General features: G+C 73.5%; 7 protein-coding genes. 3 read left to right on the forward strand and 4 right to left on the reverse strand.

Annotation, left to right across the window (positions count from 1 at the left end):
- Positions 1-402 (forward strand): MATE family efflux transporter (locus E1291_RS42735; protein WP_207401143.1); only part of this gene is annotated, 402 nt, incomplete at its 5' end.
- A gap of 8 nt (positions 403-410) precedes the next feature.
- A complete protein-coding gene (locus tag E1291_RS37355; protein WP_131742772.1) occupies positions 411-1,376 on the forward strand; it encodes a hypothetical protein in 966 nt (321 codons plus the stop codon).
- A gap of 56 nt (positions 1,377-1,432) precedes the next feature.
- Here E1291_RS37355 and E1291_RS37360 read toward each other — a convergent pair whose 3' ends face one another.
- A complete protein-coding gene (locus E1291_RS37360; protein WP_165495483.1) occupies positions 1,433-2,311 on the reverse strand; it encodes a sulfotransferase family protein in 879 nt (292 codons plus the stop codon).
- Positions 2,312-2,442: 131 nt separating this feature from the next.
- Positions 2,443-3,654, reverse strand: a complete 1,212-nt coding sequence (locus tag E1291_RS37365; protein WP_131742774.1) for a substrate-binding domain-containing protein — start codon at positions 3,652-3,654, stop codon at positions 2,443-2,445.
- 293 nt (positions 3,655-3,947) lie between these two features.
- Here E1291_RS37365 and E1291_RS37370 point away from each other — a divergent pair, with 293 nt between their 5' ends.
- Positions 3,948-4,391: a cupredoxin domain-containing protein gene (locus E1291_RS37370; protein WP_131742775.1), complete on the forward strand. Its 444-nt coding sequence runs from the start codon at positions 3,948-3,950 to the stop codon at positions 4,389-4,391.
- 4 nt (positions 4,392-4,395) lie between these two features.
- Here the strand turns inward: E1291_RS37370 and E1291_RS37375 are convergent, their stop codons facing one another.
- Together E1291_RS37375 and E1291_RS37380 are read right to left on the reverse strand one after the other, a co-directional pair.
- Complete coding sequence (locus E1291_RS37375) at positions 4,396-5,658, reverse strand: glycosyltransferase (RefSeq protein ID WP_131742776.1); 1,263 nt, start codon at positions 5,656-5,658, stop codon at positions 4,396-4,398.
- A partial coding sequence (locus E1291_RS37380; protein WP_131742777.1) for an O-antigen ligase family protein occupies positions 5,655-6,720 on the reverse strand: 1,066 nt, incomplete at its 5' end. The genes E1291_RS37375 and E1291_RS37380, both read right to left, overlap by 4 nt.

The following is a 6,720-nucleotide window of genomic DNA, read 5'->3' on the forward strand; positions in this document are numbered from 1 at the left end:
CTGGTCGCCCTCAGCCTCGGATACGGGACGCTCACCCTGCTGGTGCCCGCCGGGGCCGGCCACGCGGTCGCCGGCGCCTCGTGGGCGCTGGCGGGACCGGTGCTGCCCGCCGAGTGCGCCCTGTTCGCGAGCATCGCCGCGATCACCGGACCGGCGCTCGGGCTGCGCGCGATCGGCGACGCCCGCCGCGGCGCGACCGTCCGGCTGCTGGTCGTCCCGCTGTCGGTGACGTGCGGCGCAGGCGGCGCCTGGCTCGCCGGGGCCTCCGGCGCCCTGTACGGGCTGGCGCTCGCCAACGTCGTGGGCCTCGTCCTGTGGCGGCGGCAGTTCGCGCGAGCGCTCGCCGACCGCCCTTCCTCTCCCCTGGGCGAGGCGCCGGCCTCCGCCCTCCGACCTGCCTGAGGAGCACGATGGAACTCTCCGAGTACGGACGCCGGCACCGGGCGATCGTCGTCCCGCTGACCGCCGTCCCGATCCTGGCCGGCGCGATCGGCGCCGGCTGGGCGGCCGTGCGGCCCGCCGAGTACCGGCACAGCGTCGACCTCCAGGTCCCGGCCCCGGCCGCGAGCGCGAGCGCCGCGATGCTGGAGCAGAACGTCTCGACGTTCCGCAGCCTGGTGACCTCGGCGACGGTGGCGCGGGCCGTCGCCGCCGAGACGTCCGTGCGGGCGGGACGGGTCCACGACGGCCTCGGCACCGGCCGGCCCCAGCAGGCCGGCCGCGGCGGCACGATCGTCCGGGTGACCTGGACGGGCACCAGCCGCACCGCCGCCCCGGCGATCAGCCGGGCCGCCGCGTCCGCGGCCGTCACCGAGCTGATGCGGCCCGCGCTGGAGTCGTCCCGGGCGTCCTCGGCCGCCGCGTCGGCCGCCGCCGCGTCCGCCCGGCGGGCGCTGGCGCGCGCCTCGGCGCGGTACGGCGGGCTGCCGCTGGAGGAGTACCGCGCGCTGCAGAACCAGATCGCCCAGCTCGAGGTCGAGCGGGAGGCGCCGGCCGGCAACCGGTCGCCGTCGGAGGTCGCGCGGGCCATCGCCGTCCGCAAGAAGCGGCTGGCCGCGCTCGCCCCGCACGCGATGGAGGTCTCCGAGCTTCAGGACCGGGTCGCGCAGGCCGACCGCAAGGTCGCCGAGGCGGGGCTGGACGTCCGCAGCGGGCAGTCCCGGCTGAGTGCGGCCAAGGCGTCCTTCATGCCGGTCTCCGCGACCGCCCGTCCCGTGGCCCGCACCATGGCCGTGCTTCGGACGAGCGCGATGTGCGCCGGGATCGGCGTGCTCGTCTCCCTCGGCCTCCTCGCGCTCGTCCAGACCCGGCGGACGCGCCGCGAGCTGCCGCCGGCGCCCAGCGGCCGTCACGTGCACCCGGTCGAACTCTCCTGAAGGCCGCGCCCGCGCACGCGCGGCGCCGCCCCTGTCCAGTGGGACCCGGGACGGGGTCAGAGAGGGTAGGCGAAACGGGTGAGGTGGGGTTCCAGAGAGCGGTCCAGCTCCGCCTGCTGGGCCGCCGACAGGTCGCGGCGGAACGCGGCGGCGCGGGCGGGGGAGAACGTGTGCCGGGCGAAGCCGCGTTCGAAGCCGGGGGTCCAGGTCAGGCCGAGGAACTCCAGGATGGTCTTCAGCTGCCCTCGCGGGTCGGTCAGCACGTCCTCGTAGCGGACCTCCAGCCAGGCGTCGGCGGGCAGCGCGGCGCGGGCCGTCTCGTAGGAGTCCATCAGCAGCTTCCAGGCGATCCCCGCCAGCAGCACGAACGAGCGGTCCGCCGCGTCCCACTCGGCGGCGTACGGCTCGGGCAGCGGGCCGAAGTGCCATCCGGCGGGGCCCAGGTGCCCGCGCCACCATGGCATCTGCAGCCATGAGTTGGCGACCGCGCGCCCGTCCCGGACGACGTGCACGAACCGCGCGTCCGGGAAGACCTCGTGGAGCAGCGCGGCTCGGGGCCAGCCGGTGAACTTGTGTGAGAAGACGGGCGCGCCTCCGGCGGCGGCGCGCGTCTCGAAGAAGGTCCGCAGCCGTCCGGACAACCACGGGGTGGCGTCTGCGGCGGTGAGATCGCGGAACGGGTCGGTGAGCAGGGGCGAGACCTCCCGGGACAGGGCACGGTACCCCTCGGACGGGGCGAACCGGAGCCGTCCCTTGCGGGTGAGACCGGGCGGCACCCGACGATAGACGGCGCCGCCGCGCCGCCGGACCGGCCCGGGGCAGCGGTTCCAGCGGTCGTCGAGGTTGGTGAGGAACCCGACCTCGGGATGGCGCGCGAGGACCTCGTGCACGAGGGTGGAGCCGCAGCGGCCGCTGCCGATGACGAAGCCGAACACAGGACCTCCGAACACAGGACCTCTAAACACGGGGCCTCCAAGTGAGGGCGGGGCCCGGCTCAGATGAGCCGGGCCCCTCGGTGTCGCTGACTGCGGATCAGTGGTGGATGAAGCGGGCCGGACGGGTCAGGTCAGTTGACGTCCGTCGTCGCGCACTTGTTGGCGCCCGGGTTGGAGTTCACGGGCACGAAGCCGGCCTCGGTGATGGCCTTGTCGATGGCCTGGCCGTAGTTGCGGTCGGCGAGCTGGTGCTCCTGGCCGGGACCGGTCGAGCCCACGGGCTTGCTGTGCAGCGCGTTGGGCTTGCAGATCCAGCCGTTCTCACCGATGTAGCCGAGCGCCCACGGGGTCGCGGCGGGCAGGTTGCGGCGGTACACGTTGTAGAGGGTGCGGTTGTACTGGTAGGTGCCGTTCTGGACCGTCGTGGCCGTCGGGGCGACGCCACCGACCGAGATCAGGTCGGTGCCGGCGTCCGTGCACTCGGCGCTGCCGGAGGCGTACTTGCCGTAGGACAGGAACCAGATCGAGCGGCCGCGGTCGGCGGCCGGCAGGTTGTTGATCGGGGTGCAGGCGTTCTCGAACAGGACCTTGCCACCGGTCTCTTCGACACAGCGGTTGGGGTCGCCGCCGAGGAACGCCTGGAACGCGGCGTAGGTACCGGAGCTGGTCTGCACGCCGTTCACCATGATCTGGGTACCCGGGGTGCCGCCGAAGTCGCCCCAGTCCTCCTTGCACCCGTCACCGGAGATGTCGCGGAAGATCTCCTGGAGCTGGGCGTGGGTCAGGTTGGCCACCGGGGCCGAAGCGCCACCGAGCCACTTCGGGATGGCGATGGCGTCCTTGGCGTACCCGACGTAGCGCAGCGGGTCGTTGGCGTTCTGGCACTGCGTCGGGACGCTGCCCGGACCGGACGACGAGCGGGCGTAGTTGATGTCGTACACGCCGGGCTTGTTGTCGTTCTTCTGGCACAGCATCCGCAGACCGGCTCCGGAGCCCTGCGGGTACAGGCTCGCCGCGACCTCGTGGTCGTAGTTCTCGGTCCGGACCGCGGCGCCCTGGTCGAGCGGGTCGCACTCCATCTGGGGCGCGTCCGGCGGAACCCGCAGGTTACAGCCGGGGGAGAGGTTGTAGATCTTGTCGAGGTTCTGCATCAGGTCATAGGTCGTGTCCGACCCGGCCCCGCGGATGAAGGGGCTGACCTTGCCGTCGGTGAACGGCGGAAGCGCCGCCGAGGCCGGCGCGGCCAGGGCGACGGCGCCGGCCAGCGCGGCGAGCAAGGCAAGAGCGCGCCGGGGGACCCGGGGCGCGCGGAATCGTCTGCGTTCGTCGGTCGTGGTGGACATGAAGCCTGCCTCCTGGTCGAGGGCTCTTCTGCTGGGGGTGTCCAGGAATTGAGCCGCATCGCGACACCACCGTGATATTCATCTGTCCTTGGCTTTTAACCAACCAACGGACAGGGGACGGTGGACGAACGATTAAAGCGGTTCCGGGACGTCTAGTTAATGTTGCGGCGGGGTATCGGCCGGAGGCCGAAGAATGTCGGCGCGATTTCCCGGGTTCATCGGGCCATAATCCTTCGGACATCCGGCGATCTCCGCCGCCCGGCAGGGTCCGGTCCATGAGGAAGGCGTCGATCGTGATCGCCGGCGTGCTGGCGGCGCTGCCGGTCCTGTCCGGCTGCGGCTCGGACGATCCACCGCAGGACAAGGTGCTGCCGCGCATCGTCTCCACCGAGGTCGCGGCGGGAAAGACGGTCCGGCTGACCGATGCCGGGCCCGTCCCGAAGCGGCTCGTCGCCGGGCCCGGCGACCGGATCACATGGCGCAACGAGTCGTCCGTTCCGCGCGTGGTGCGGTTGATGGACGGCAGTGTGCCCTCGCAGGCGATCGCGCCCGGAGGCACCTACGCGCACACCTTCAGCACTTCCGGAACGTTCGCTTACCGGCTCGGTGCCGATTCCGGAGGCGCGGCCAAGGGCGGCGCTTCGACCCCACCGAAAACGCCCGTGGAGAAGCCGACCCAGGCCCTTCCGGACGGGGTGGTCGAGATCAATCTCCCGGCCGTACAGCCGCGCCCCTGAAAAGTCAGCCGGACACGGGTGAAGCGGCCTTCGCGTACACCTCTTCCAAACGGAGAAGGTGTCTTTCGGGAGAAAAGCGCTCGGCCGCGATCCGGCGGGCCGCCGCGCCCGCCTCGTGCCGCCGGGACGAGCTGGTGACGAACACGTTCGCCGCCTCGGCGAGCGCGGCCGGGTCGTCGGGCGGGACCAGCCGGCCGGTGACCCCGTCCTCGACGAGCTCGGGGATCCCGCCGAGCCGGGCGGCGACCACCGGTACCCCGCCGCCGTAGCCCTCCAGGATGATCATCGGCTGGTTCTCGAACCAGCGGGACGGGACGAGCAGCGCGTCCGCCGTCCGCAGCAGCGCCTCGACCTCGTGCCGGGGGAGCCTGCCGTGGAACCTCACCTGTCCCGGCGCGACCCGTTCGGCGAGCCGTTCCAGGGCGGGGCGCTCTGGGCCGTCCCCGGCGACGTCGAGCCCGACGCCCGGGAGCAGGGCGGCCGCCTGGATCGCGACGTCCACCCCCTTCTCCGCACTGAGCCTGCCCGCCACCAGCAGGCGCCCACCGGCCCCGCCGCCCGGTTCCACCGGACCGGCCGCCTCATCCGTGAGGGTGTCGGGCGCGGGGGCCACGAAGTGGTCGACGACGTGCAGCCGGTCACCGTAGACGCCCGCCTCGGTGAGCTGCCCGGCCAGGAAGCGGCTCGGGCAGATGAACGCGGCGACGTGGTCGTAGGCCCCGAAGCGGCGGTGCAGCCATGTCTCGGCCGCCACCGCCGCGCTCGCCGCGAGCGAACCGCCCTTGCAGCGCCGGGCCACCGCCTGCCGGAGCCCGCCGTCCACGCACGCGGTGCACGGACGGCCTCCGGCGAGCATGTTGTACGACGGGCAGACCAGCTTGTAGTCGTGCAGCGTCATCACCGCGGGGACCCCGGCGTCGCGGAGCGCGGCGAGCACCGAGGGGGAGAGCTGGTGGTAGATGTTGTGCAGGTGCGCGACGTCCGGCCGGAAGCCGGCGATCACGCGCGCCAGCCCGCGGCGCGCGCCGGTGGACCACATCATGCGCCCGGCGCCCCTGACCTTGCCCGCGAGGCCGGGCGGCAGCGGGTTCATCTCCAGATGGCCGGGGAAATGCGGGGCGTACGGCGTGCTGATGTTGTCGGGATGCTCCATCGCGTAGAACGCGGTCTCGTCGCCCTGAGCGCGTTGCAGCGCGGCGAGGTCGAGCATGTACGCCTCGGCGCCGCCGCGCCGGTAGAGGAACTTGTTGATGTGCAGGATCCTCATCGTGCCCCGCCGGACGGTCGTGTCCCGCCGAGTCGTCGTGCCCCGCCGATGGGGCGCATGCCGCCGGCCGGGTCGGTGCGGACGGTGGCCAGCGCGATCCCGGCGAACGCCGCCAGGTACCACTGGACGGCGACCGTGGTCATCACGTTGTCGGCCAGGGCGAAGACGGCCACGACTGCCACGGTCCCCGCGAAGCCCACCGCGACGCCGCGTTCGATCGACCGGGCCGGTGCGGGGCCCGCGCGCCGCGGGTCGGTGGTCGCCAGGAGCGCCGCCCGCGCGGTGAGCACGAGCGCGGCCAGCAGCGCCAGATAGGCCAGCAGCCCGACGACGCCGGTCTCGGCGAGCGCCCGCAGGTAGTCGTTGTGGACCTCCTTGCCGAGGGCCGCCCGCGCCGTCCCCGGCCCGATCCCGGTCACCGGATTGCCGCCGATCAGGTGGAGTACCTCGGACCAGTGCTCGAAACGCCAGGTCAGCGAGCTTTCGGAGGCACCCGGCGAGGCGTCGCCGAGGTCGGTGATCCGGTCCCGGACCGACGGCACGGCGATGATCGGGACGAGGACCGCGACGCCGAGGACGGCCAGGATCCGCCGGTCGGTCAGCAGCGCGACGACCACCAGCCCGGCCAGCGCGGCGAGCCAGGCCCCGCGCGCGTAGCCGGCGACGAGCCCGACGCCGAGCCCGGTGGCCAGGACGCCGAGCGCGCCGCGGTGCCGGGTCTCCAGGTGGGGGAGCAGCCCGGCGGCCATCGTCAGCATCAGCGCGCAGTAGACGCCGAGCACGTTCGGGTGCCAGAAGGTGCCGTGCGGCCGCAGCAGCCCGTGCACGTTGATCATCCCGTGGCCGGTGCCGAGCTGCACGGCGGTCATGACCACCGGCGCGACGGCCGAGGCGAAGGCGGCGCCGAGCAGCGGCCCCCGGCGGTTCGGGTCGTCGGCGACCAGGCGCTCGACGACCAGCAGCATCACGGCCATCGCGGCGAGCCGCATCACCTCGCCCGCCGCCGTCGCGGCGGTCCGGCCGCCCAGCGTGCTCAGCGCCGCGGCGCCGGCCAGCGCCACC

Source organism: Actinomadura roseirufa (assembly GCF_900659635.1).
Classification (GTDB): Bacteria; Actinomycetota; Actinomycetes; order Streptosporangiales; family Streptosporangiaceae; genus Spirillospora; species Spirillospora roseirufa.

What these genes read in the sequence shown, in the direction of transcription:
- E1291_RS37355 (WP_131742772.1), top strand. Translation starts at nt 411, where the DNA reads ATGGAACTCTCCGAGTACGGACGCCGGCACCGGGCGATCGTCGTCCCG.
- E1291_RS37365 (WP_131742774.1), bottom strand. Translation starts at nt 3,654, where the DNA reads ATGTCCACCACGACCGACGAACGCAGACGATTCCGCGCGCCCCGGGTC.
- E1291_RS37375 (WP_131742776.1), bottom strand. Translation starts at nt 5,658, where the DNA reads ATGAGGATCCTGCACATCAACAAGTTCCTCTACCGGCGCGGCGGCGCC.